We start from the raw sequence: 21874 nt of genomic DNA on the forward strand, positions 1-21874 counted from the left end.
CCTCCTCAAAGCCTCATGCCGAGGATAGTCGCGTCGGCAACCGCCGTGCTCAGAACTTGCCGTCGAGGTACTCCGCGTACGCCGGCAGATCCAGCTGGCCGTGGCCGGACAGGCCGATCACCACGACCTGCTCCCGTGGATCGTCGGCGACATGGGCGGCCGCGGCTGCGATGGCATGGGTCGATTCCGGAGCCGGCACGATGCCTTGCGTGCGTGCGAACTGCACCCCGGCGGCGAACGCGTCGTGCTGCGAGATCGCCACGCCCTCAACCAGGCCGAGCTCGACAGTGTGGCTGAGCGCCGGCGCCATCCCGTGGTAGCGCAGCCCGCCGGCGTGGATCGGGTCCGGCACGAAATCCATTCCAAGCGTGTGCATCTTGAGTAGCGGAGTCAACCCGGCCACATCGCCGTGGTCGTAGCGGTACTCACCTTGGGTGATCGACGGGCACGCGGCCGGTTCGGCGGCCACGATCCGCGGGTTCGACCGGCCGTGGATCTTCTCCCGCAGGAACGGGAAGGACAGTCCGGCGAGGTTCGAACCACCTCCGGCGCAACCGAACACGAGGTCGGCGCCGTTCGGCTCCACCAGTGCCAGCTGCTCGACGGCCTCCTGGCCGATGACGGTTTGGTGCAGGACCACATGGTTGAGCACACTGCCCAGCGCGTAGCGGGCCTCCGGGTCGGACGCGGCGACCTCGACCGCCTCGCTGACCGCCATTCCCAGGCTGCCGGTGGTGTCCGGATCCTTGGCCAGGATGGCGCGGCCCGCTTCGGTGAGCGTCGACGGGCTGGAGTGCACCCTGCCACCGTAGGTCTGCATCAGATGCCGGCGATACGGCTTGGACTCGTACGAGGCGCGGACCTGCCACACCTCGATCTCCAGACCGAACTGGGCCCCGGCGAACGACAGCGCGCTTCCCCACTGCCCGGCGCCGGTCTCGGTGGTCAGCTTACGCACACCGTCGAGGTGGTTGTAATAAACCTGCGCCACCGCCGAGTTGGTCTTGTGGCTGCCCACCGGGCTGACACCTTCGTACTTGACGTAGATGTGCGCGCCGGTGTTCAGAGCCTTCTCGAAGCGACGAGCGCGTAGCAGTGGAGACGGACGCCACATCGCGTAGATCTCTCGCACCTCCTGCGGGATCTCGATGTAGGTCTCGGTGGCCACCTCCTGCGCGATCAGCCCGCTGGCGAACAGCGGCGCGAGGTCGTCCGGACCGACCGGTTCTTTGGTCCCGGGATGCAGGTGGGGCGGGATGGGCTCGGAAAGCTCGGCCGCCAGGTTGTACCAGTGCGTCGGGACCTCGACGGCGACCAGGTCCGGGTGGGCGGTGTCGAGCTGTTCCGTCATGCCGGACACTGTAATCGTCTGACTTCCTGGGTAGAAATGTGCTGATGAGGCCGCGGTCATCGGCCTGACGAGACGGCGACGCTCAGGCAGTCATACCGGCGGCGAGCTCGTCGGGCTCCAGCCCACCGGGCCGCACCCGCTCCATCTCGACGACCTCGCAGGTGGTGTCGTGGAAAATCGGATCGTCGTTTCGCAACCGGGTGACCGGCGCATTCAATCCGAGCATCGCGTCTTCCCATTGAGAGACATCCTGCCAATCGACGATGTTCAACGTATCGGCTGCGGTGCGCAGGATGTGGCCCAGTTCACCGCCGAGCAACTGGCGCACCGCACCGGCCCCGCGGTGTGGCTGAGCGATCAGCCACGAATGGCAGGCATTCTGAACCTTATAGAGGACGGCGTCGGCATCTTCGGCGACCGCGCAGGCATTCTCGAACGGGATGATCGCATCGTCGGCACCGTGGATGACGATCGTCGGCACGGCTCGGTGCCGCAGTGTCCGCAGGAGCGAACTCGAATCACCGGATGCCATCAGAGCTTGTGCGGCACCGCAGAAACCGTTCGGCGCCATGATCTTTCCCATCAAAACCACGCGCAGCATCTGAAGGTAGCGGCCCACGGCTTCGACCTGCATGCGCAGCGGATCGCGGGACAGATCGTAGAGCGCGCCGGCCACCGTGTGCAACATCTGGATGGGTGACCGCATCACGGTCTGGACCGCCGCATCGAAGGGCGCCCCCGCCGCGGCGTCGAAAAGTAGAGTCGCCAGAACTCGTTCGGGCGCAAGCGCTGCGATCTGGACCGCCATCCGGCCGCCCATCGAGTGGCCCGCCAGGACCGCCCGGTCCACTCCGAGGGCATCAAGGGTGCGCAGAATGACATCGGCTCTATCGGGGAATCCCGCTCCCGCCTGCGGTAGGTCACCGGTATCGCCATGGCCTGGCGCGTCTATCGCGACAACCAGGAACCCCAGGCCGGCCACCCGGCTCAGCATGCGGAGGTAAGTGCGGCGGCCCAGCCCGAGCCCGTGGAGGAACACCAGCGGTACGCCCCGACCACCGACGGAAACGCCGACCCGGTGGCCGTCATCGAGTTCAATCTCGTGGTGGCTCAGCCGAACTCTGTGTCCAGAAGGTGTGGACGTCGCAGTTTCCATGGGCGCCGCTCCTCAGTTGGTTGAGGAGGGCTACCCGCTGCTCGCCGTGGTCAAACACCACAGGTCATGGCGGGCAAGGGAACTGGTCCCGCGAAGGGCGCTACTCCGCGCCCTGACGGACGGTGTCGAATGGCGCATTCCCGGAGATGCGGCCGTTGATTCCGGCAGTGGTGAACCGTTTGGCGAGACCGACCGCTTCGCTGACATCGGTGCCCTTGGCGAGTTCAGCGGTGATGGCCGCCGCCAGCGTGCACCCCGCGCCGGCCACCCGCTCCTGCCCCACCTTGGGCGCCCGCAGAATCTCGACATCGCTGCCGTCGTAGAGGACGTCGATGGCTTCTTCGCCCGGGAGCTCGACGCCACCCTTGGCCACCACGTAGCGCGGCCCGAGGTCACCGATGCGCCGGGCGGCTTCTGCCAGGTCGTCCACCGACGCGATGCGCTCCATCCCGGCCAGCACCCGGGCCTCGAACAGGTTCGGGGTGACGACGGTCGCCAGCGGCAGGATCCGCTCGCGCAGCGCGGTGTCGGTGTCCAGCGCGGCGCCCGGTTCTTGTCCTTTGCAGATCAGCACGGGGTCGACGACCACATGCCGCCACGATTGCCCGGCGAGGGCGTCGGCCACGACGTCGATCGTGGCGGGGGTCCCCAGCATCCCGATCTTGACCACGTCGAGGTCATACGCGGACGTCGCCGCCTCGATCTGATCGGCCACCACCTGCGGGTCGACCGGGACGAAGCGATGCGTCCAGGACGCCTTCGGGTCGAACGACACGATGCAGGTCACCGTGCCCAGCCCGTAGGTGCCCAGTTGCTGGAAGGTACGCAGGTCCGCCTGCAGGCCGGCACCGCCCGTAGCCTCGGATCCGGCGATGACGTAGGCCAGGTGATTCACGGTAAATAGGCTACAGAGCCCGGCGAACGATGAGCTTTCAGGCCGGGTCGAACAACACCGGCACCGAGGTTGCCGAGCGGAACACCTGTCCGCGGATGTGCGGATCGTCCCCGTCCGGATCCATCCGCAGGTTGGGCAACCGGTCCAGCAGCAGGTTCATCGCGGTCCGCATCTCCATGCGGGCCAGGTGCATGCCCAGGCAGACGTGCACCCCGTGACCCCAGCCGAGGTTGCCCTTGGCGGTGCGGAAGATGTCGAACTCGTCGGGATTCTCCCACCGATCCTCCTGCCGGTTGGCCGACCCGAGCATCGGCATCACCGACGAGCCCTCCGGGATCGGCACTCCCCCGAGCTCGGTGTCGCGGGTGGCCACCCTGGTGATGGTCAGCAGCGGCGGATTCCAGCGCACCACCTCCTCGATGGCGGGCCCCAACAACGACCGGTCGGCGCGGACCGCGTCCAGCTGGGCCGGATCCGACAGCAGCGCGAACAGCAGGTTGCCCAGTGCCCGGTAGGTGGTCTCCACACCGGCGGGCAGCAGCAGCCGCAGGAAGGAGAAGATCTCCTCATCGGTGAGCTTCTCGCCGTCGAGGTCGGCGGCCGCCAACAGACTGATCATGTCCTCGCGGGGCTCGGCGCGCCGAGCTTCCAGGATCGGCGCGAAGTACTCACACAGCGCCGCCGACGCCGCCAGTCCGCGTTCCGGGTTCAGTATCCAGCTCAGCAGTGAGATCGACCACCGCTGGAACTGCGGGTAGTCCTCCTCGGGTAGACCCAGCAGGCCTGCGATGATCTGGCTGGGATAGTCGAAGGTGAACTGCTTGACCAGGTCGGCCTTGCCGTCCGCGGCGAACTTGTCGATCAGATCGTTGCCGACCCGGCCGACCAGTTCGTCCTCCCAGCGGCTCAATGCCTTCTGGGAGAACGCCTTCGACACCAGACCGCGTAGCCGGCCGTGTACCGGTTCGTCCATGCCCAGCATGACGCCCTCGCCCAGTACCGGGCCGAAGGCCGCGATCACGCCCGAGGACGAGAAGGTCTCGTTGTCGCGCAGCATCTGCTGGGCTTCCTCGTAGCGGTAGACCATGAAGACCGGCTTGCCCTCTTCACCAGGCATCGCCGACACGTCGATCCGCTGGATCGGGTCCTCGCGGCGCAGGCGGGCCAGCTCCGGATACGGGTCACGCACATCGCCGGACACGACGTCGTCGAACGAGCCGAAATCCTCCAGGTCATCGAAAAGTTGTTCCACAGCAGGCTCCTTCAGTCGACCGGATAGGCAACGGACTTCACTTCGGTGTACTGGTCGAAGCCGACGGTGCCGTTCTGGCGCCCCACACCGCTGGACTTGTAGCCGCCGAACGGCACGTCGGCACCGTAACCTGCGGCACCGTTGAGCCCGATGAACCCGGCACGCAACCGACTGGCGACCGCCAGGGACCGCTCCAGCGACCCCGACATCACATTGCCCGCCAGTCCGTAGACGCTGTCGTTGGCGATCCGCACGGCATCGTCCTCGTCCTCGTACGGAGTTACCGCCAGCACGGGACCGAAGATTTCTTCCTGGGCGATGGTCGAGGAGTTGTCGACATCGATGAACAGGGTGGGTTTGACCCAGAACCCCTTGTCGAAGCCCTCGGGTTGTTCGGGTCCGCCCACCAACAGGGTGGCGCCTTCGTCGACACCTGTGCGGATGTAGCCCTGGATGCGGGAGCGCTGCTTGTCCGAAATGACCGGCCCGCAGAGTGTTCCGGGGTCCTGCGGATCCCCGGCGGCGATGTTCTCGTAGATCGTCTTCAGGATCGCCACCCCCTCGTCGTAGCGGGATCGCGGCAGCAGTAACCGGGTCGGGGCCGCGCAGCCTTGCCCGGCATGCATGAGCGGTCCGATGCCGATCAGGCACGCGGTGTTGAAGTCGGCGTCCTCGAGCACGATGGTCGCCGACTTCCCGCCCAGTTCCAGGAACAGCCGCTTCATCGTCGCGGCGCCCTTCTCCATGATCCGCTTGCCGACCGCCGTGGACCCGGTGAACGAGATCAGGTCGACCTTCGGTGACAGGGTCAGTTCTTCACCGACGAAATGGTCGGAGGCGGTGACGATGTTGACGACTCCGGCCGGGATGTCGGTCTTCTCGGCGATCAGCCGGCCCAACCGGGTCGCGTTGAACGGGGTCAGCGGCGCGGGTTTCATCACCACCGTGTTGCCGGTCGCCAGGGCCTGACCGAGTTTGTTGATCGCGATCTCGAACGGGAAGTTCCACGGCACGATGGCGCCGACGACCCCGACCGGTTCACGCCACACCTTTCGCCGGGTCATCCGGCCGGTGAGCGCGACGAAGGAATCCCCCAGATCGGTTTCCCACGGATAGGACTCGATCAGCTTGGCCGGATACTTCAGTCCTTCGGCGAACGGCGCATCCAGTTGCGGTCCGTGGGTGACCGCGCGTGGGCAGCCCACCTCCAGGATGAGTTCCTCACGCAGCTGGTCGATTTCGCTCTCGATGGCCCCGTGCAGCTGCTCCAGGCAGCGGGCCCGGAACGCGCGGTCCCGGGACCAGGTGGTGTCATCGAATGCGCGTCGGGCGGCGTCGATGGCGCGGTGCATATCCGCGCTGGAGGCATCGGTGCACTCTCCGAGGACTTCCTCGGTGGCGGGGTTGATGTTGGTGAACGATCCGGCTTCGCCGTCGACGAGTTTCCCGTCGATCAGCATTCTGGACTCGAAGTGGACCTTGATCGTGTCAGGCATCGCTCCCCTTCTGTTCCTCGTGTTTGGGCGCAAAGCGCATGGCCAGCATGGCGATCCGGGTCATGACCGGTTCCGGCAGGATCTGCGCGGCCTTGATCATGGCGCGCTGGCTCGCGGTCAGGTCGGCCGTGCCGGGCCGCAGCGCCCCGGTCCGCGGTAGCCCCATCGCCAGCCGGCTCATCTGGTGCATGGCGGCTGCGGGCAGCAACCGGCTCGACACCACCAGCATCCGGGCGTCCGGTCCGATCGGCTGGCGCCGGTAGGGCGCGGTGTCCTCCAGCGCGCGGGCCAGGCCGCGGGCGAACTTCTCCGGCGGGTTGGCCAGCTTCTTCATGGCGGCCCGGCCCCGTTTGTCCATGGTGCGGTGGTGACGGGCGTAGGGGCCGTGGAGATCCCGGTTGTCGATCGTTCCCGCGTCGGTGATGATGTCGGTGTCGAAGGTGCCGGTGACCAACACCGTGACCCCGATGCCGAACGCGGCGATCTCCCCGGCCATGGATTCGGCCCAGCGCTCCAGCGCCCCCTTGGACGCCGAGTACGCCGCGATGGCCGGCTGGCCACGCACTCCGCCCTGGCTGGATACCATGACGATGCGCCCCCGCCCGGCGGCCCGCATTCCCGGCAGCAGCGCCTGGGTCAGTGCCACCGGACCGAGAATATGGGTCTGGAACATGCTCTCCCAGAGCTCCACGGGAGCCTCCTCGACCATGCCGGCGGCGGAGATTCCCGCGTTGTGTACCAACGCGTACGGCGCACCTACGGCCGCCTCGATGGCCTTGGCGGCGGTGGCGATCGAACCGCGGTCACCGAGATCGAGCTGGACCCCGATCAGGCGCTCGTCGTCGTCGGCGGCGCCGGTGGCTTCCTGCAGCGCGGCCATCCCGCGCTCGGGGTTGCGCATGGCCGCCACAACCTGCCAACCGTGTTTGTACAGATGAGCTGCGGAGGCCAGTCCCAGACCCCGGGAGGCCCCGGTGATCACGACGCTACGGCTATCGCTCACTGGGTGTCCTCCGTCGCGCAGGCTCCTTCACCGGGCGGGGGCGGTTCGACATCGGGGCGTCCGTTGGGCAGACCGCTCGGCCAGGTGGCCCACTTCCCCACCGAGAACGGGCCCTGCGCACCCTCTCGTTCGTAATAGCCCTGCGGGTCATACACTTTGGCTTCCGGGTAGGGCCACGGACAGGCCACCGCCGTGGCGAATCCGCTGGCCTTGATGGCGGCGAACCAGGATCCGTACGCGAAATAGGCGACGTTGATGATCGCGAACATCACCAGGAAGGTGCCCAGGGCCGGCTTGGTCGGGAACAGCCGTGCCTTGGAGGCCAGCTTCTCGGCAACCGACTTACCGGTGTCGTCGCGGTAACACAGCACCGCGGCCGGCACCATCACGAAGGTCACCGCCAGCGACTCCCAAATGAGGGGGAACTGAAAGGTGGTGCCCGGGAACAGCGTTCCGAACGGGATGGCCTGTGAGTAGATGTACAGCCCGGTGCGAACCAGGCTGACCTCAAGGATTGCGTCGAAGATGAAGCCGATGACCAGTGTGATCGATCCCAGGCTGATCAAGGGGTGGCGCGATACGAAGGCGGTGGGACCGTACTTGGCCTGCCACTTGCGCAGGATCCAGATCGCCGGGAAGAACGGGGCGAAATAGAAGGCGACGTAGCCGAACACGATGAACGGCTCGACCGTCGGGGACAGCATGATCAGCGGCCAGTTCTCCGGCCAGTGCAGTAGTTCGGGGTTGTAGACCGCGAACGGCGCCCAGTTCATGATCGGGTCCTGCCACACGATCAGCGTGGTGCACAGGAACATCAGCATGATCGGGCTGCCCGGATCGCGGCGCCACCCGCGGACGAAGATCACCACCAGGACGACCAGCAGGATGACACAGCCGATCTGGTGCACCCACAACCAGCCGTCCCAGCCGAAGAGGAACTCGACCGGTCGCGGCCTGCCCTCGACATTCGGGTTGGCGACCCGCGGGTGGACCTCGGTGCGCGCGAACGCGACGAAGAGGCTGAAGAGGGAGATCAGCGCCAGGGCTCCGGCCCAGCGTCCCCAGTTGGGCCCGGTGCGGGTGGGGTTGTCTTGTCCGGTCGTCGGCAGGGCGGATTCTTCGGCGGTCGGTTTACTGACAGTCATCGTGCTTCCTGTCCGAAGCGATCGACCAGGTGGGAATTGATGCCGTCGGCGTCCAGCGTGCGGGCCACCAGATAGCCCGACCCCATCCAGGCCCGGCGCGTCCACTTCCCCAGCGACACCCGGGTGCCGGGCGCACCGGAGGCCGCCGGCATCATCTTGACGCGCTCGAGGGCCTCCTTGACGCCACGCGGACTCAGCGGATGCGCGTCGGTGAACGCGCGTACCAGGGTGGCGGCGACATCGTGGTTGACGACCGTCACGCAATACTCGGGACGGCTGCCGTCGTAGCGTGCGGCGTACCGGTCCAGCCAGGCCTGCCCGACCGGGTTTCCTTCGTCGTACTGATCGACGCCGACCCAGCCGAGGAACGCATTCCACATGATCGGGTTGACCCACGCGTTCTGGAACGCGGTCGTGGTGAAGCGCGGCGGATCCCAGTCGACCGCCTGCAACGCCGGATTGATGAACACGATCCCGAACCCGAACCCGAGGTGCACGATCGCCTCGGCCTTCGCTTCGTGCAGGCTGGCAACGGCGGCATTGATGTCCTGTGCGGTCTGGGCGATCACCGCTTCGGCGACGATGCGAATCCCCTTGCGGGCAGCGGCACTTCGCAGATTGCGTAGGTAGCTCTCGCCGATCAGGCTCTGCTCGGCGAGGACGCCGATCTCTTTGAGGCCGCGTTTGGCCACCAGATCGATCAGGAAGATCGGTTCATCGGTCATCGAGCCCTGCGGGAAGGCGAACGTCCACTCTCCCAGCCAGTCGTCGGTACCGGTGACGCTGATGGCGGGGACCTTGAAGCGTTCCTCGATGGCCTCGCGCAGTGGCACGCAGTTGTCGGTGATGTTCGGTCCGAACACCACCAGGCAGCCCTCGTCGACCAGTTCTCCGTAGGCATCGATGACCGCCTTGACCGATCCCTTCGGTAGTCCCTCCACCTCGCGGTAGATCATCTGTACCGGGCGGTCCATCAGTCCCTGCTCTACCGCCTCTTCGAACACCAGATCAAAGGTCCGGGTGAAGGACGCCAGCAGCTCCTCCGGGAATCCCGGCGGGAGCTTGAAGTCCATCAGATAGCCGACCTTGATCGGCTCGGCGGTGCTTTCGTACGACAACCTGACCTCCTCTGGAGCGTTCAGAACAACCCGTCCCGTACAAAACCTAATATTTGTTCAGACAGTAGCGGGGTGGCCCAGCAGCGTCAATGCTCGCCCAGCACGCTATGTGGCCAAATAGACCTGGATCATTTCGGTGAGTCCGCGACCGACCGTCGCGTCATCGGTGAGCGGGCCGGCGATGGCGGCCTGGGCGGCTTCGGGCAGGGACAACCCCTCGGCGACCAGCCGTCCGGCGGCGATCAGCACCCGGGTCGACGCGACCTCGCGCAGTCCGCCGGTCTCCAGTCGGCGGATCGCCTGCCCGAACTTCACCAGTTCGGCGGCCACGTTGCGATCGACCCCGGCCTCATGCGCGACGATGCCCACCTCGGTCTCCGGAGTCGGATAGCCGAACTCGATTGCCACCATTCGCTGCCGGGTGGAGTCCTTCAAGTCCTTGAGGACGCTCTGGTAGCCGGGGTTGTACGACACGACGAGACCGAACCCGGGTGCCGCGTCCAGGGTCACGCCGAGACGCTCGATCGGGAGTTGGCGCCGGTGGTCGGCCAGCGGATGCAGGACGACGGTGGTGTCCTGGCGGGCCTCGACGACCTCATCGAGGTAGCAGATCGCGCCCTCGCGAACCGCGCGCGTCAGCGGACCGTCGACCCACTCCGTTTCGCCACCGCGCAGCAGATAGCGGCCGACCAGATCGGCGGTGGTGAGATCGTCATGGCAGGCCACGGTGATCAGCGGCCGGTTCAGGTCGTGCGCCATCGCCTCGACGAAGCGCGTCTTGCCGCAGCCGGTCGGCCCCTTGAGGACGAGCGACAGCCCCTGCCGATATGCCGCCTTGAAGACTGTCTCCTCGTTACCGACCGCCTCGTAGTACGGGCGTTCGGGCTCGGGAGTCGTTCCGTGGCTGGTGAAGTCGACTTCGGACACCGCGGGCATTAGGGCAGACCTCCATGTTGGGACTCAACTGACATTGCATTTCCTTTCTGGGACAACTACTGAGGTGGATCAGGACACCCGCCGCCGGGCCTCGCCGGACCGGATCGCCGACCGGAACAGCGGCCCCACCACAGTGGTGAGTTGATCCGGCCGGCCGATCGCGGCATGAGCGGTGCTGCCGAATACCCTGCGGAGCTCGTTCGCGTCGGTGGTGGCCCCGACGGTCAGGCATACGCAGCCGATGCCGCGCCGTCGTGCCTCGGTCAGTGCCCGGCGGGCATCCGCAGCCCCGTAGTCACGTTCGTAACCGTGGTCATAGGCGAGTCCGTCGGACAGCACCACCAGGAGCCGCCGCGAGGTCCCGCCATGCGTCTCCAGCGTCGCCGAGCCGTGGCGGATGGCCGCGCCGAGCCGGGAGTAGGCCCCCGGCTCCAGGCTGTTCAGCCGCCTGATCACCACGGTGTCGAGATGGTCGTCGAACCTCTTGACGGGCACCATGTTCACCGAGTCGCGTCCCTGTGAGTAGTAGCCGTACAACGCGACCCGGTCGCCGAGGTCGTGCAGCGCGACGGTGAGCGCCTCGGCCACTTCGCGCTGCTGCTCGTGCACCGTCCGGCCGAGGCTGCCCGGCTCGGCCGCCGAACCCGACACGTCCAGGAGCAGCAGCACCGACAGGTCCCTGCGGTACCGGAGGCTGTCGATGTAGACCGCTTCATCAGGAACGGATCCGGCCATCACCTCGACGCGGGCCTCGACGGCGGCGTCGACATCGATATCGTCGCCCTGGGCCTGCCGGTGCCGGCGGTCCAACCCCATACCGAGGCGGGCCAGCGGTCTGCGGACTCCGATGGAGTCGCTGATCTGCTGGGCTGCTTCGGGTTTCAGCGTTGCCTCGACCTCGTGAACCGTGCACCAGTCCGGCCGGTACCGCTTGTGCGCGAGATCCCATTCGGGATAGCTGAATCCGCCCGGTGTGACGTCGATGACCTGTTCACCGGAGATCGACGCCGTCGAGGAGACCGCCGCCGCCCCGCGGTTCGCGGTGTTGGTGCGGTGCGTCGGCGAATCGGCGCCGGGCGGCCCGCCGCTGTTGCCCCCGGACTTGCGGGCCGCGGACAGCAGCTTCTTGAGCCACTTGCCGATGGCCCCTCCCCCGCCGACGGGGCTGACGAACAGGTCCGGATCATCGGTGTCGTCGACCTCGCCGTCGTCGAGTTCCTCGAGGTCGGCTTTGGCGGGCCGGCGCGGCACGTGGCCGGGTTTGCCGTGTTCCACGGTATCGGCGGCGCGGCGGGCGGCCGCCAGCAGTTCTTTGGCACGGATGACGCCGAAGACCGCCGGCGGATCACTCAGCACACCCTTGCCGCCGGCGATCTCCAAACTGTCCGCGGCACACCCGGTACGGGTTGCGATGCCGGTGTCGATCAGGCTGCGCAACGATTCCGGCAGTAGGTAGGCGTTGGCGGCCAGCGCCCGGTGGGCCTCCACCGCAAGATATCGCCGCGCCAGTTTGGGATGACGGACCAGTTTGCGCACGATGTCGGGGTGCAGGCTGCCCGCCCCGATCATCGAGGCCTGCACCGCGACACTGGCCAGGCGTTGTGCGGGTGGGAGTGCCGCGTCGACCCGGATCAGCTGGCCGTCCGACCAGGCCGGCTCCCCCGGGTCGCTCACGCGGACCGTCAGTGCGCGGCCCGCGAGCACCGAGGCCAGCATGTCCAGCCCGGCCTCTGGTTTCGGCACAGCGTCAACTGTCATGCCGTCCCACTTCCCTCGTGACGAAACGACCCTTGGGCGGAAACCAAATATCTGTTCCACCGTAGGGTTCGGGCGATCGTCCCGTCAATGATCAGGCCGGGCGCGTCGTGTCGGTCGGCCGTGTAACACCCTTCGGGGGTAGCGCGATGAACGGTCGCGGGTCAGGTGTCCGGGCCGGCGTTTCGACGGGGAGAAACGCCGCCGACAGCCCCTGGCTCTGCCATAGTTCAAGCGGGATATCGGGGGGAATCAGTGACCGTTGGTATGCGAATCGTGGGCCGGATCTTCGTCGCGACCGGGTTGGCCGTGGCGGCGCTGCCGGTCATCGTTCCGGCGGCCGGATCGCAATCGTGCCCTGACATCGGCGTCGTCTTCGCGCGGGGAACCGCCGAGCCGCCCGGGGTCGGCGGCGTCGGTCAGAGATTCGTCGATTCTCTACGAGCACAGGCGTTTCCGCGCACAGTGGGCGTGCACGGCGTCAACTATCCGGCCAGTGCCGACTTCACCGGCGGCGCGATGTTCAAGATGAACGTCGTCGAGGGTGTGCGAGACGAATCGAGTCATGTCCAGGGGGTGGCCTCGGTGTGCCCGAGCACCCAACTGGTGCTGGGCGGGTACTCGCAGGGAGCCGTGGTGACGGCGCTGGCCACCTCCGGGGTGGTGCCGGCCGGAATCGCCCCCGCTGCCGCTCCGCTGCCGTTGCCCGCCGACGTCGCCGACAATGTGGCGGCGGTGGTGTTGTTCGGGACCCCGGCGGGCTGGTCCGCGGAGAAGTACGGTGCGGCGGCCATCGATGTCGGCCCGGCCTACCTCGGTAAGTCGCTCGAGTTCTGCGCGCCCGGCGACACGGTCTGTTCCGGGGCGGCCCCCTCCGGATCGAGCGTTCCGCACCAGCAGTACGGCGTCAACGGAATGGTGGAGCAGGCGGCCGCGTTCGCCGTCAGCAGATTGATGTAGGCGGCTGGGAGGCCAGGCCTCCTGTGAGGGAGGCAGCCCGTCCTACCCCCGGGGATGACCGGACGGCCACAATCGTTTCACCGAAGGACGACGACCGCCCGGACAGCGAGGAGCACCATGACGTCACCGAAGAGGTCCGCACTGACCGGACTCGGACTGAGCCTGCCGGTGCTGGCGGCACCGATGGCCGGCGGCGCCACCACACCGGCGATGGTCATCGGGGCCGCCCAGGCCGGAGCCATGGGCTTCCTGGCCGCCGGATACAAGACCCCGCAGGGCCTGGGGACCGAGATCGGCACGGTCCGGGAGGCCTCGATCCCGTTCGGCGTCAACGTGTTCGTACCCAACCCGGTCCCGGTCACGACCGCCGACTACCGCGCCTACGCCGACGCTTTGCGGCCCGAGGCAGACCGGTTCGGGCTCACCCTTCCCGCCGACCCGGTCGACGAGGATGACGCATTCGGCGACAAGATCGACGTACTGCTGGCCGACCCGGTCCCTGTCGTCAGCTTCACCTTCGGCCTGCCTCCTCGCAACGTCATCGCCGCCCTGCGCAAGGCCGGGACGATCGTGGCCCAGACGGTCACCGCCGTGCCGGAAGCCCGGGCCGCCGCCGAGGCCGGCGCGGACATCCTGGTCGTCCAGGCCCATGTGGCCGGCGGGCACTCCGGAACGTTCAGCCCCGACCGACTACCGGAAGCGGTGCCGATCACTGATCTCGTCGCGCGGATCGGGGCCGAGGTAGGTCTCCCGGTCATCGCGGCGGGCGGACTGGCGACGGCTGAGGCGGTCGCCGGGGTCTTGGACGCCGGTGCGATCGCGGCCGCTGTCGGCACCGTCCTGCTGCGCGCCGACGAGAGCGCCGCCTCAGCCACCCACAAGGCGGCCCTGATCGATCCGGCACGCACCGAAACCGTGCTGACTCGCGCGTTCACCGGCCGCCCCGCACGCGGTCTGCGCAACAGCTTCATCGACCGCTACGAGGGCATCGCTCCGCTGGGCTATCCGGCGCTGCACCATCTGACGAGCCCGTTGCGCAAGGCCGCGGCGGCCGCCGGCGAAGCAGATCTGGTGCACCTGTGGGCCGGTACGGGTTACCGCCACGCCCGCGACGAATCGACGGCCGCAATCCTCACGTCCCTGGCGGGGTGAACCCGGGACGGGGATCCTTGTCGGACGCGCCGAGCAGCTCTTCGGGGTGGTGGAAGTAGTTGAGCGTGGGCTGTCCGACATCCAGCAGTGGCGGTGGGTGCCAGTGCACGCGGCCGTCTTCGCCGATGCTGGTGTCCCAGCCGGTCTCATAGGCCAGCCGGTTGTCCCAGCCGCAGCCCAGCCCGAGGCCGGTGATATCGGTGTGTCCGCCGGCTTCGCAGTCCTGTTCGGCGTGCATACCCTGGCAGTCGCCGCCGGCGACCGGGCAGCCGGGCATGGTGCAGCCCCGGTCGCGGGAGATCATCACCAGCCGTTGCGCGCTGGACGCCAGCCGTTTGGAGCGGGCCAGATAGAGCGGTTCCGCGGTGTGCTCGCGATAGACCAGCAGGTAATGATGGGCGTGGGCGGCCAACCGAATGAGGTCGCGCATCGGCATCATGGTCCCGGCCGAGGTGTGCGCCAGCCCGGCGGCGTTCTGCAGTCCGGCCAGGGTGGTGGACACGACGACGGTGACCGGTAGCCCGGCGTGTCGGCCGAGTTGTCCGGACATCATCGTGTTGCGTAGCACGGCCTTGAACGCGTCATGGAGGCGTTGTGGTTTGGTGCGGGTGTCGCGGGCCGCTGCCGTATCGGCAAGCTCGCGACCGCAAGCGGCGTCGAACTCGGCCCGGCGCCCAGCCGCGTCAGCGTCGGCGGCATCGCGGTCGGGTGGGTCGTCGGCATCCAACTCGGCGCGGCGTTCGGCGAAGGGTTCCGGAGGGAGATCGGTCAACTCGGCCAGCACGCTGGCGCCGGGATAGTCGTCTTCGGCCGGATACGAGCCGGGTTCCTCTGCCGCGGGCGGTGAGTCCGGCTCGGACGGTTCCGGTTCCGGTGCCGGGGCGGGCGGGCCGTCCTCGTCGAGCAGCGGGTTGGGTACCGGGTTGTTGACCGGCTCGGCGTCGTCCGGGTTGTTGATTCCGGGTGCGGCCCACACCTGTTCGAGGGTCTTGAGGTAGGCGGTCGGCTCGGCATCGAGCCAGCCCGAGATGTAGGTCAGCCCGTCGGGATCTTGTCGGCCGATTCTGATCCCGCGTTTGTGCGCGGCCGGATCGGGCCCGTCCCCATCCTGATTCAGCAATTGCAGGGCGTGGTCGGCGACCTCACGCAGGACATGCGGCGTGATTCCCGCAGCCGCGCGAACCAAGATCCGTTCCAAGTCGGCGTTCTCAGACGGTCCTTGATACTTGGCTGCCTGCGATAGCGCGGAGCGGATCTCCTTGACGTGACCATCGTTGATGGCACCCGCGGCAAGCGCGGCCGCACACGCCGACAACGCCGGCTCCAACAGCTCACCGTCCATGCCGTAGCGCGGGCCGAGATTCTGGGCATCGGATAGGCGCCGGCTCGCCTCAGCCTGGGAGATCTGCATCCGGGTGATCAGGATCTGCGACCAGGTGCGGGCACCGATGTCCTTCGGAGTGGCCTGCGTCTGCAGGACCGCCAGGATCCGGTGATCGACCACCGCGGTGGTGCGGCACCGGTGTTCGCGGCGGCTCTGCAGCTCGAACAGCTCTGCCGGCGTCAGCCGAGTGAAGTCCAATCCGGCCAGCTGCTCGCAGGCGGCGTCATAGGCATCGAAGGCCGTGATGATGGCCTCCCGATCCGACACCGCGTTCGCAACCATGTTCGAATTCTATCGACGGCCACCGACGTGCAGACGGGGCTATCCACAACCTCCGATCCATCCACAGATCTCGAAACATACTGGACAGCAACCCATTCCAAGCGTACAAGGGGTACTTTGACTGGCAAGGCAGAATGGACGAATGCCGAGTGTGCTGTGGTTCCGTCGCGATCTCCGGTTGACCGATCTGCCGGCCCTGCTGGCAGCGGCGGAGGGCGACGCCGACGTGCTCGCCTGCTTCGTCCTGGATCCGCAGTTGGTGGCGTCCGCAGGTCCTCGTCGGCTGCAGTTCCTCGGCGACAGTCTGCGCGATCTACAGCGACAGCTCGACGGTCGGCTGCTGGTGGTCCGGGGTGCAGCCGAGAACCGAATCCCGCTGATCGCCAAGACAATCGGCGCGGATGCGGTACACGTCTCGGCGGACTTCACCCCGTACGGACGCCGGCGCGACGAACGGGTCGCCCACGCGCTCGGCGACATCCCGCTGGTGGCGACCGGCTCCCCCTACCTGGTCTCCCCCGGGCGCGTCGTCAAGGACGACGACAGTCCCTACAAGGTGTTCACGCCATTCTTTCGCCGCTGGCAGGAACACGGCTGGCGCGCCCCGGCGACGTCGTCGGTGAAATCGGCGACCTGGCTTGACCCCGCAGACCTGACACACCGATCGCTGCGGCCTGCGCCGATCCCCGACCCGGCCGCCGAGATGGACGTCACCGCCGGTGAGACCGCCGCCCGGCGGCAGTGGCAGCATTTTGTCGAGCACGATCTGGACACCTACAACGAGGACCGGAACCGGCCCGACCTCCCCGGCACCAGCCGGATGTCGGGCCCGCTGAAGTTCGGCACCATTCACCCACGCACGATGGCCGCCGATCTTGCGACCCGACGCAAGGGCGATGCCGCCTACCTGCGCGAGCTCGCCTTCCGCGACTTCTACGCCGATGTGCTCAACCATTGGCCGCGCAGCGCATGGTGGAACTGGAACCCCGACTTCGACGCCATCGAAACCGACAGTGGCGCCGATGCGGACAAGCTGTTCGGGGCGTGGCAGCGCGGCCAGACCGGCTTCCCCATCGTGGACGCCGGCATGCGGCAACTCGCGCAGACGGGTTTCATGCACAACCGGGTCCGGATGGTCGCCGCCTCGTTCCTGGTCAAGGATCTGCACCTGCCGTGGCAGTGGGGAGCGCGGTGGTTCCTGGAGCAACTCGTCGACGGGGACATGGCCAACAATCAGCACGGCTGGCAGTGGTGTGCCGGCAGCGGGACCGATGCCGCACCGTACTTCCGGGTGTTCAACCCCACCGCCCAGGGCCAGAAGTTCGATCCCGCAGGCGATTACGTGCGGCGCTGGGTTCCCGAACTCGCCGACGCCGACGATCCGCACCTGAAGAAGGGGCCGCGTCCGAAGGGCTATCCGGAACCGATCGTCGACCATGCGCAGGAACGCACCGAGGCGTTGCGTCGGTATCGGGCGATGAGCAACCCCTAGGTTGTTTCGGTCGCGGCGTGACTCAGGCTGATTCTGTCGCGGTGCGACACGGGCTGCTACGGTCGCGGAATGGATGGTGCTGCCACGGTCGTCATCAACGCCCCGGCCATCGACGTCTGGAACGTGGTGTCCGATATCCGCAATACCGGCAAGTTCTCGCCGGAGACCTTCGAGGCCGAATGGCTCGACGGGGCGACCGGACCCGCGCTCGGCGCGAAGTTCCGCGGGCATGTCAAACGCAACGAGATCGGCCCGATCTACTGGACGACGTGCCGGGTCACCGCCTGCACGCCCGGCAAGGAGTTCGGCTTCGCGGTGCTCGCCGGCAACCGGGCGCTCAACAACTGGCATTACCGATTCGAAGCCCGCGGTCAGTCCACCGCCGTCACCGAGTCCTTCCAAATGCCCGGGCCCAAACTGTTGGACGTCGCGATGTTCCTCCGCAAGCGCCGCAACATCCGGGACATGACCAAGACCCTGGAGCGGGTCAAGGACTACGTGGAGAACGGTTCAGCCGACCCGAACCGGTAGCTGCGCCCACCCACGCACACTGGAGGTGTGGGCCCGGCGGGCGCGGTCGTAGTCGACCTCCCAGTCGGTCCACCGCTTGAGTACCTCCTCGAAGGCCACCCGGGCCTCCAGGCGTGCAAGCGCTGAGCCGAGACAGAAGTGGATACCCTGGCCGAATCCGAGATGCGCACCCTTGCGGTGGATATCGAAGCGATCGGGATCGGTATGTCGAGCGGGGTCACGGTCGGCCGCGCCGTTGATCAACAGCATGTAGGACCCCTCGCGCACGGTCTGCCCGTAGTACTCGACATCGCGCGCCACGTAGCGGGCCTGTACCGGTGACGGCGGCTCGTAGCGCAGGGTTTCCTCGATGGCCCCGGAGATGAGCGCCGGGTCGGCGACCAGTTCGTGTCGTTGTTCGGGATGCTCGGCGAGCAATTGGCCCATGAACCCGATCAATCGTGCCGTGGTCTCGTTGCCGGCCCCGGCGATCATCGCGGTGTAGGCGAGCACCTCGGTGCGCTCGAGCTTGCGCCGGGTGCCGTCGGCCTCCTCGATCTCGGCGTTCAGCAGATCGGTCATCAGATCGTCGGACGGGTGGGTGGCACGCCACTCGATGTACTCGGCGAACTCGGCGATCGCGTCCTGGAAGATCGTCGGACTGATGTCGCCGCCGGCCTCGACGGTGATGCGTTTGTCGTTGTGATCGCGGATGCGTTGCTGTGCGTCCTCGGGGATACCCAGCAGATAGCCTATGGTGCGCATCGGCATGATCGCGCCCAGCTCGACCACCATATCGAAACTGTCGGAGCCCACCAGCGGATCCAGTGCGCGCGAACAGAATCCACGTACCAGCTCCTCCACAGCCAGCATCCGGCGCGGAGTGAACACCCGCGACAACAACTTGCGGTGCAGATCGTGCAGCGGTGGGTCCTCGAACAGCAGGATGCCGGGGGGCACCTCGATTCCGCTGAACAGGATGTCGGCGGTGGTTCCCCGCCCGGAGCGGTAGGTCTGCCAATCGGGCAGCGCCGGTGCGACGTCGGCGTATCGGGTCAGCGCGTAGAAGTTGTGCTTGTCGTTGTAGTACAGCGGCGCCTCTTCGCGCATCCGCTTCCAGATCGGGTACGGGTTGTCATCGATGTCGTTGTCGAACGGGTCGTAATAGAGTGCGTCGTGGGACAGGCCGGTCTCCGGGTTGCTGGTCACTGTGATTCCTTCTCTGGTCCGTGGTCATCGGGGCTGGTTGGGTACTCCGGGGAACAACTGCTCCGTCGGTCCCACGGTGACGAACCCGCCGAGTTTGGTGACCAGGTGTGGCGCGAAGACCGCTCCGTACACCAGATGCCCGGCGACGACGACGGCGCCGATCGACAGCAGCGCCGAGCCGGCGCGGGTCTTGGACCGTTTGTCCGCCCAGATCTCGATCACGTTGCGGCCCTGCTCATCGGTGCGGCCCAGCAGATAGGTGAACACCATCATCTGCAGCGCCATCGCGATGGCGTCGTAGATGGGGTATTGGAACTTGCTGCCCTCGAATATCGCCAGGCCCGGAATCACATAGCCGTAGTAGAAGACTCCGAATCGGGGACCGAAGAATGCGTTGAAGAACAACGCCCAGCAGAACCCGACCAGCAGACCGACGATCAGCAGCGTCTGTGGTCGGCGCCAGCCGAACCTCCGGATCAGTCCGCGCCCGAGCGCCGCGCCGATGACGGCCGGCAAGGTGAAGTAGGCGATGTAGCCGATGGGTACCGCCGAGGGTAGTCCGCCGCCCCAGGTGAAGTTCATCGGCCACCAGGACGGCATCCGCGGCAGGGCCGGCGGGAACTGCGCGTACATCGCCCAGTCATAGGGCGCCTCGATCCAGGAGAACGAGATGGCCGAGATCGACACCAGCAGCAGCGGATGCAGCCGGCCGCGCCGGAAACTGAGGTAGACACCGTAGGCCAGGAACAGGGCTCCCCCGATGTAGGCGAAGGACAGCCCGATGATGAGCGGGGTGGTGAGTTCGGTGTTCATCGGTCGGCCTTCTCCCCGGTGACACCCCGGGGTCCGCGGGCTTCCGGATCGAAGTACAGGACCAGCCCGACGATCAGGATGATCAATCCCAGCAGCGTTCCCAGCATGATGAATTGGCCCACGGACGAGTCCCTTCCTCGCGACACCACTCTTTAATAGTGGACACTATTAACTCTGGACTGGTCAAGGGACGACTATCGTGAAATTCCGTGTCCCAGCATGATTCGTCGAAGAAGGCCGGAGCCGGTGTGCGTCGGCCACCGGGCGAGGCTCGTCGTCTGCTGCTCGAGGCGGCCCGCGACCTGTTCGCCCGGCGCGACTACCGCAGCACCACCACCCGCGAGATCGCCGAAGCCGCCGGAGTCACCGAGTATCTGCTCTTTCGTCATTTCGGTTCCAAGGCAGGACTTTTCCGGGAGGCACTGGTGGTGCCGTTCACCAGTTTCCTCGACGAGTTCCGGCAGACCTGGCAAGCGGTGGTACCCGAGCAGACCGACGAGCAGGAGTTGACCCGCGAGTTCGTCGGCCAGCTCTACGATGTGCTCATCGAACACCGCGGCCTGTTGCTCACCCTGGTGGCATCCGAAGGTCTCAGCGAGCAGGACATCGAAGCATCGGGCATCGCCGATATCCGGCGCGCGCTGAGCGTGCTCGGCCAGATCAGCGCCGAGGGTATGAGTCTGCGTGGGATCCAGTCGGCACAACCGGATCTGCCCGCGCACTCGACGGTGGCGATGATCGTGGGCATGGTCGCGTTGCGCTCCAGCTTCTTCGGCAATCGGCCCCCGCCGCGGGAGGCGATCGTCGAAGAACTGGTGCAGGCCGTCCTGCACGGTTTCCTGCACCGCCCGGGCAGCGGCCGCGGCTAGCTGTTGTGACCTTGGAGGTTGTTGACGGCGTGGCGGCTTGAAATGGGGAGGACCTCCTGACGGAGTGGATGTGTCTGGCATCTATCCGTAGGAGGTCCTCGTGTCTCACGTTAACGCTCGCACCAACCTGTTCGCACGTCGCTTGATCGTGGAGCGTGTCGCCGCGGGCTGGCCGCCAGCTCATGTCGCTGAACAACTGGGCATTTCGCGGGCCACGGTCTATAAGTGGCTGCGCCGCCATCGAGAGGGCGGTGAGGAGGCGTTGGCCGACCGGTCCTCGCGTCCGCACCGGATGCCGACGCGCACCAGTGCACACGTCGAGCGCAAAGTGCTCAGAGCTCGGCAGCGCCGCAAGCGCGGCGCGGTCGTGCTGGCCGCCGAGCTCGGGATGCACGCCTCGACGGTAGGCCGTGTCTTGGCGCGCCATCAGGTGCCGCACTTGAGTGCGATCGACCCGATCACGGGGCAGCCGGTGCGCTCGTCGCGGCGCAGCCCCAACCGCTATGAGTACCGCACCCCAGGAGCAATGGTCCACGTCGATGTCAAAAAGTTGGGACGCATCCCCAAAGGTGGAGGGTGGCGCCTGCACGGCCGCGACGCGAAGGTGTCAGTTGCCAACCGGCACAAGAAGACCAAGATCGGCTATGACTATGTGCACACCGCGATCGATGACCGCACCAGGCTGGCATACAGCGAAGTACTGCCCGACGAGAAAGACCTCACGTGCGCAGGATTCTTGCACCGAGCGATGGTGTGGTTCGCCGGCCACGGTGTGCGGGTGCGGCGGCTGCTGACGGACAACGCTTTGGTCTACCGGCGCGGCACCAATTGGGGCTGGGTGTGCACGGCCTGGGGACTGCGATGCAGGTTCATCAAGCCCGGCTGCCCCTGGACCAACGGGAAAGCCGAGCGTTTCAACCGGACCCTGCTCAATGAATGGGCCTACGCCCGACCCTGGACCTCCAGCAGCGTCCGCAAACGAGCACTTGACCGATTCCTGCGCCGATACAACACTCAACGAGGCCACTCCGCCCTCGGCGGGAAACCACCCATCACCAGACTCGCCGCCTGACAACAACGTGTCAGGTCACAACAG

General features: G+C 66.9%; 20 protein-coding genes. 6 read left to right on the forward strand and 14 right to left on the reverse strand.

Translation table 11 applies throughout. The features are described from left to right. Window positions 1–49 precede the first annotated feature (49 nt). The 10 genes from V4U86_RS13335 to V4U86_RS13380 all read right to left on the reverse strand — a co-directional run bounded on the left by V4U86_RS13335 (window position 50) and on the right by V4U86_RS13380 (window position 12110). Window positions 50–1351 carry a TrpB-like pyridoxal phosphate-dependent enzyme gene (locus V4U86_RS13335; protein ID WP_395311667.1) on the reverse strand — a complete coding sequence of 434 codons (1302 nt, stop codon included), beginning with the start codon at window positions 1349–1351 and terminating at the stop codon, window positions 50–52. A gap of 82 nt (window positions 1352–1433) precedes the next feature. Continuing rightward, window positions 1434–2507 (reverse strand): alpha/beta fold hydrolase, encoded by a 1074-nt coding sequence (locus V4U86_RS13340; RefSeq protein WP_395311668.1) that lies wholly within the window; start codon window positions 2505–2507, stop codon window positions 1434–1436. 100 nt (window positions 2508–2607) lie between these two features. Then, window positions 2608–3402, reverse strand: coding sequence for a bifunctional hydroxymethylpyrimidine kinase/phosphomethylpyrimidine kinase (gene thiD / locus V4U86_RS13345; protein ID WP_395311669.1), 795 nt, complete (start codon window positions 3400–3402; stop codon window positions 2608–2610). 37 nt (window positions 3403–3439) lie between these two features. After that, on the reverse strand, window positions 3440–4654 hold the full coding sequence (locus V4U86_RS13350; protein WP_395311670.1) for a cytochrome P450: 1215 nt from the start codon (window positions 4652–4654) through the stop codon (window positions 3440–3442). 11 nt (window positions 4655–4665) lie between these two features. Further along, entirely contained in the window at window positions 4666–6150 is a 1485-nt protein-coding gene (locus tag V4U86_RS13355) for an aldehyde dehydrogenase family protein (RefSeq protein ID WP_395311671.1), read from the reverse strand. Further along, window positions 6143–7153, reverse strand: coding sequence for an SDR family oxidoreductase (locus tag V4U86_RS13360; RefSeq protein ID WP_395311672.1), 1011 nt, complete (start codon window positions 7151–7153; stop codon window positions 6143–6145). Before V4U86_RS13360 ends, V4U86_RS13355 begins: the two co-directional genes overlap by 8 nt. After that, a complete protein-coding gene (locus V4U86_RS13365; protein ID WP_395311673.1) occupies window positions 7150–8298 on the reverse strand; it encodes a spirocyclase AveC family protein in 1149 nt (382 codons plus the stop codon). The genes V4U86_RS13360 and V4U86_RS13365 overlap by 4 nt, the downstream gene beginning before the upstream one ends. Further along, entirely contained in the window at window positions 8295–9416 is a 1122-nt protein-coding gene (locus V4U86_RS13370; RefSeq protein WP_395311674.1) for an ABC transporter substrate-binding protein, read from the reverse strand. The genes V4U86_RS13365 and V4U86_RS13370 overlap by 4 nt, the downstream gene beginning before the upstream one ends. A gap of 105 nt (window positions 9417–9521) precedes the next feature. Further along, window positions 9522–10343, reverse strand: coding sequence for a CbbQ/NirQ/NorQ/GpvN family protein (locus V4U86_RS13375; protein WP_395311675.1), 822 nt, complete (start codon window positions 10341–10343; stop codon window positions 9522–9524). Between the two features lie 78 nt (window positions 10344–10421). Beyond that, window positions 10422–12110 (reverse strand): nitric oxide reductase activation protein NorD, encoded by a 1689-nt coding sequence (locus V4U86_RS13380; protein WP_395311676.1) that lies wholly within the window; start codon window positions 12108–12110, stop codon window positions 10422–10424. A gap of 264 nt (window positions 12111–12374) precedes the next feature. On the opposite strand from V4U86_RS13380, the gene V4U86_RS13385 reads away from it, so the two are divergent. Then, window positions 12375–13067: a cutinase family protein gene (locus V4U86_RS13385; RefSeq protein WP_395312033.1), complete on the forward strand. Its 693-nt coding sequence runs from the start codon at window positions 12375–12377 to the stop codon at window positions 13065–13067. Between the two features lie 117 nt (window positions 13068–13184). Further along, a complete protein-coding gene (locus V4U86_RS13390; RefSeq protein WP_395311677.1) occupies window positions 13185–14219 on the forward strand; it encodes a nitronate monooxygenase in 1035 nt (344 codons plus the stop codon). On the opposite strand, the gene V4U86_RS13395 is transcribed toward V4U86_RS13390, so the two are convergent. Next, window positions 14200–15885 carry a DUF222 domain-containing protein gene (locus V4U86_RS13395; protein ID WP_395311678.1) on the reverse strand — a complete coding sequence of 562 codons (1686 nt, stop codon included), beginning with the start codon at window positions 15883–15885 and terminating at the stop codon, window positions 14200–14202. The two genes, V4U86_RS13390 and V4U86_RS13395, sit on opposite strands and share 20 nt — an antisense overlap. Window positions 15886–16027: 142 nt before the next feature. Here V4U86_RS13395 and V4U86_RS13400 point away from each other — a divergent pair, with 142 nt between their 5' ends. Next, window positions 16028–17377: a cryptochrome/photolyase family protein gene (locus V4U86_RS13400; protein WP_395311679.1), complete on the forward strand. Its 1350-nt coding sequence runs from the start codon at window positions 16028–16030 to the stop codon at window positions 17375–17377. Window positions 17378–17446: 69 nt separating this feature from the next. Next, a complete protein-coding gene (locus V4U86_RS13405) occupies window positions 17447–17908 on the forward strand; it encodes an SRPBCC family protein (protein ID WP_395311680.1) in 462 nt (153 codons plus the stop codon). On the opposite strand, the gene V4U86_RS13410 is transcribed toward V4U86_RS13405, so the two are convergent. The 3 genes from V4U86_RS13410 to V4U86_RS13420 form a co-directional block, all read right to left on the reverse strand. Continuing rightward, on the reverse strand, window positions 17888–18997 hold the full coding sequence (locus V4U86_RS13410; RefSeq protein WP_395312034.1) for a cytochrome P450: 1110 nt from the start codon (window positions 18995–18997) through the stop codon (window positions 17888–17890). The two genes, V4U86_RS13405 and V4U86_RS13410, sit on opposite strands and share 21 nt — an antisense overlap. A gap of 123 nt (window positions 18998–19120) precedes the next feature. Then, window positions 19121–19909 carry a spirocyclase AveC family protein gene (locus V4U86_RS13415; protein WP_395311681.1) on the reverse strand — a complete coding sequence of 263 codons (789 nt, stop codon included), beginning with the start codon at window positions 19907–19909 and terminating at the stop codon, window positions 19121–19123. Then, window positions 19906–20031: a hypothetical protein gene (locus V4U86_RS13420; RefSeq protein WP_395311682.1), complete on the reverse strand. Its 126-nt coding sequence runs from the start codon at window positions 20029–20031 to the stop codon at window positions 19906–19908. The genes V4U86_RS13415 and V4U86_RS13420 overlap by 4 nt, the downstream gene beginning before the upstream one ends. An 87-nt stretch (window positions 20032–20118) precedes the next feature. Between V4U86_RS13420 and V4U86_RS13425 the strand changes: the two genes are divergently transcribed. Together V4U86_RS13425 and V4U86_RS13430 are read left to right on the forward strand one after the other, a co-directional pair. Continuing rightward, window positions 20119–20778 carry a TetR/AcrR family transcriptional regulator gene (locus tag V4U86_RS13425; RefSeq protein WP_395311683.1) on the forward strand — a complete coding sequence of 220 codons (660 nt, stop codon included), beginning with the start codon at window positions 20119–20121 and terminating at the stop codon, window positions 20776–20778. Window positions 20779–20878: 100 nt separating this feature from the next. Continuing rightward, the gene (locus tag V4U86_RS13430; RefSeq protein WP_395311684.1) at window positions 20879–21850 is read left to right on the forward strand and encodes an IS481 family transposase; all 972 of its coding nucleotides are present in this window, start codon (window positions 20879–20881) and stop codon (window positions 21848–21850) included. The last annotated feature ends 24 nt before the right edge of the window (window positions 21851–21874 follow it).

Origin of the sequence: Mycobacterium sp. AMU20-3851 (genome assembly GCF_043974665.1) — a bacterium.
In the GTDB taxonomy this organism is placed as follows: Bacteria; Actinomycetota; Actinomycetes; order Mycobacteriales; family Mycobacteriaceae; genus Mycobacterium.

Coding starts and splice junctions, on each gene's coding strand:
- V4U86_RS13380 (WP_395311676.1), bottom strand. CDS start 12,110: ATGACAGTTGACGCTGTGCCGAAACCAGAGGCCGGGCTGGACATGCTG.
- V4U86_RS13405 (WP_395311680.1), top strand. CDS start 17,447: ATGGATGGTGCTGCCACGGTCGTCATCAACGCCCCGGCCATCGACGTC.
- V4U86_RS13400 (WP_395311679.1), top strand. CDS start 16,028: ATGCCGAGTGTGCTGTGGTTCCGTCGCGATCTCCGGTTGACCGATCTG.
- V4U86_RS13395 (WP_395311678.1), bottom strand. CDS start 15,885: ATGGTTGCGAACGCGGTGTCGGATCGGGAGGCCATCATCACGGCCTTC.
- V4U86_RS13410 (WP_395312034.1), bottom strand. CDS start 18,997: ATGCGCGAAGAGGCGCCGCTGTACTACAACGACAAGCACAACTTCTAC.
- V4U86_RS13390 (WP_395311677.1), top strand. CDS start 13,185: ATGACGTCACCGAAGAGGTCCGCACTGACCGGACTCGGACTGAGCCTG.
- V4U86_RS13340 (WP_395311668.1), bottom strand. CDS start 2,507: ATGGAAACTGCGACGTCCACACCTTCTGGACACAGAGTTCGGCTGAGC.
- V4U86_RS13355 (WP_395311671.1), bottom strand. CDS start 6,150: ATGCCTGACACGATCAAGGTCCACTTCGAGTCCAGAATGCTGATCGAC.
- V4U86_RS13365 (WP_395311673.1), bottom strand. CDS start 8,298: ATGACTGTCAGTAAACCGACCGCCGAAGAATCCGCCCTGCCGACGACC.
- V4U86_RS13415 (WP_395311681.1), bottom strand. CDS start 19,909: ATGAACACCGAACTCACCACCCCGCTCATCATCGGGCTGTCCTTCGCC.
- V4U86_RS13335 (WP_395311667.1), bottom strand. CDS start 1,351: ATGACGGAACAGCTCGACACCGCCCACCCGGACCTGGTCGCCGTCGAG.
- V4U86_RS13385 (WP_395312033.1), top strand. CDS start 12,375: ATGCGAATCGTGGGCCGGATCTTCGTCGCGACCGGGTTGGCCGTGGCG.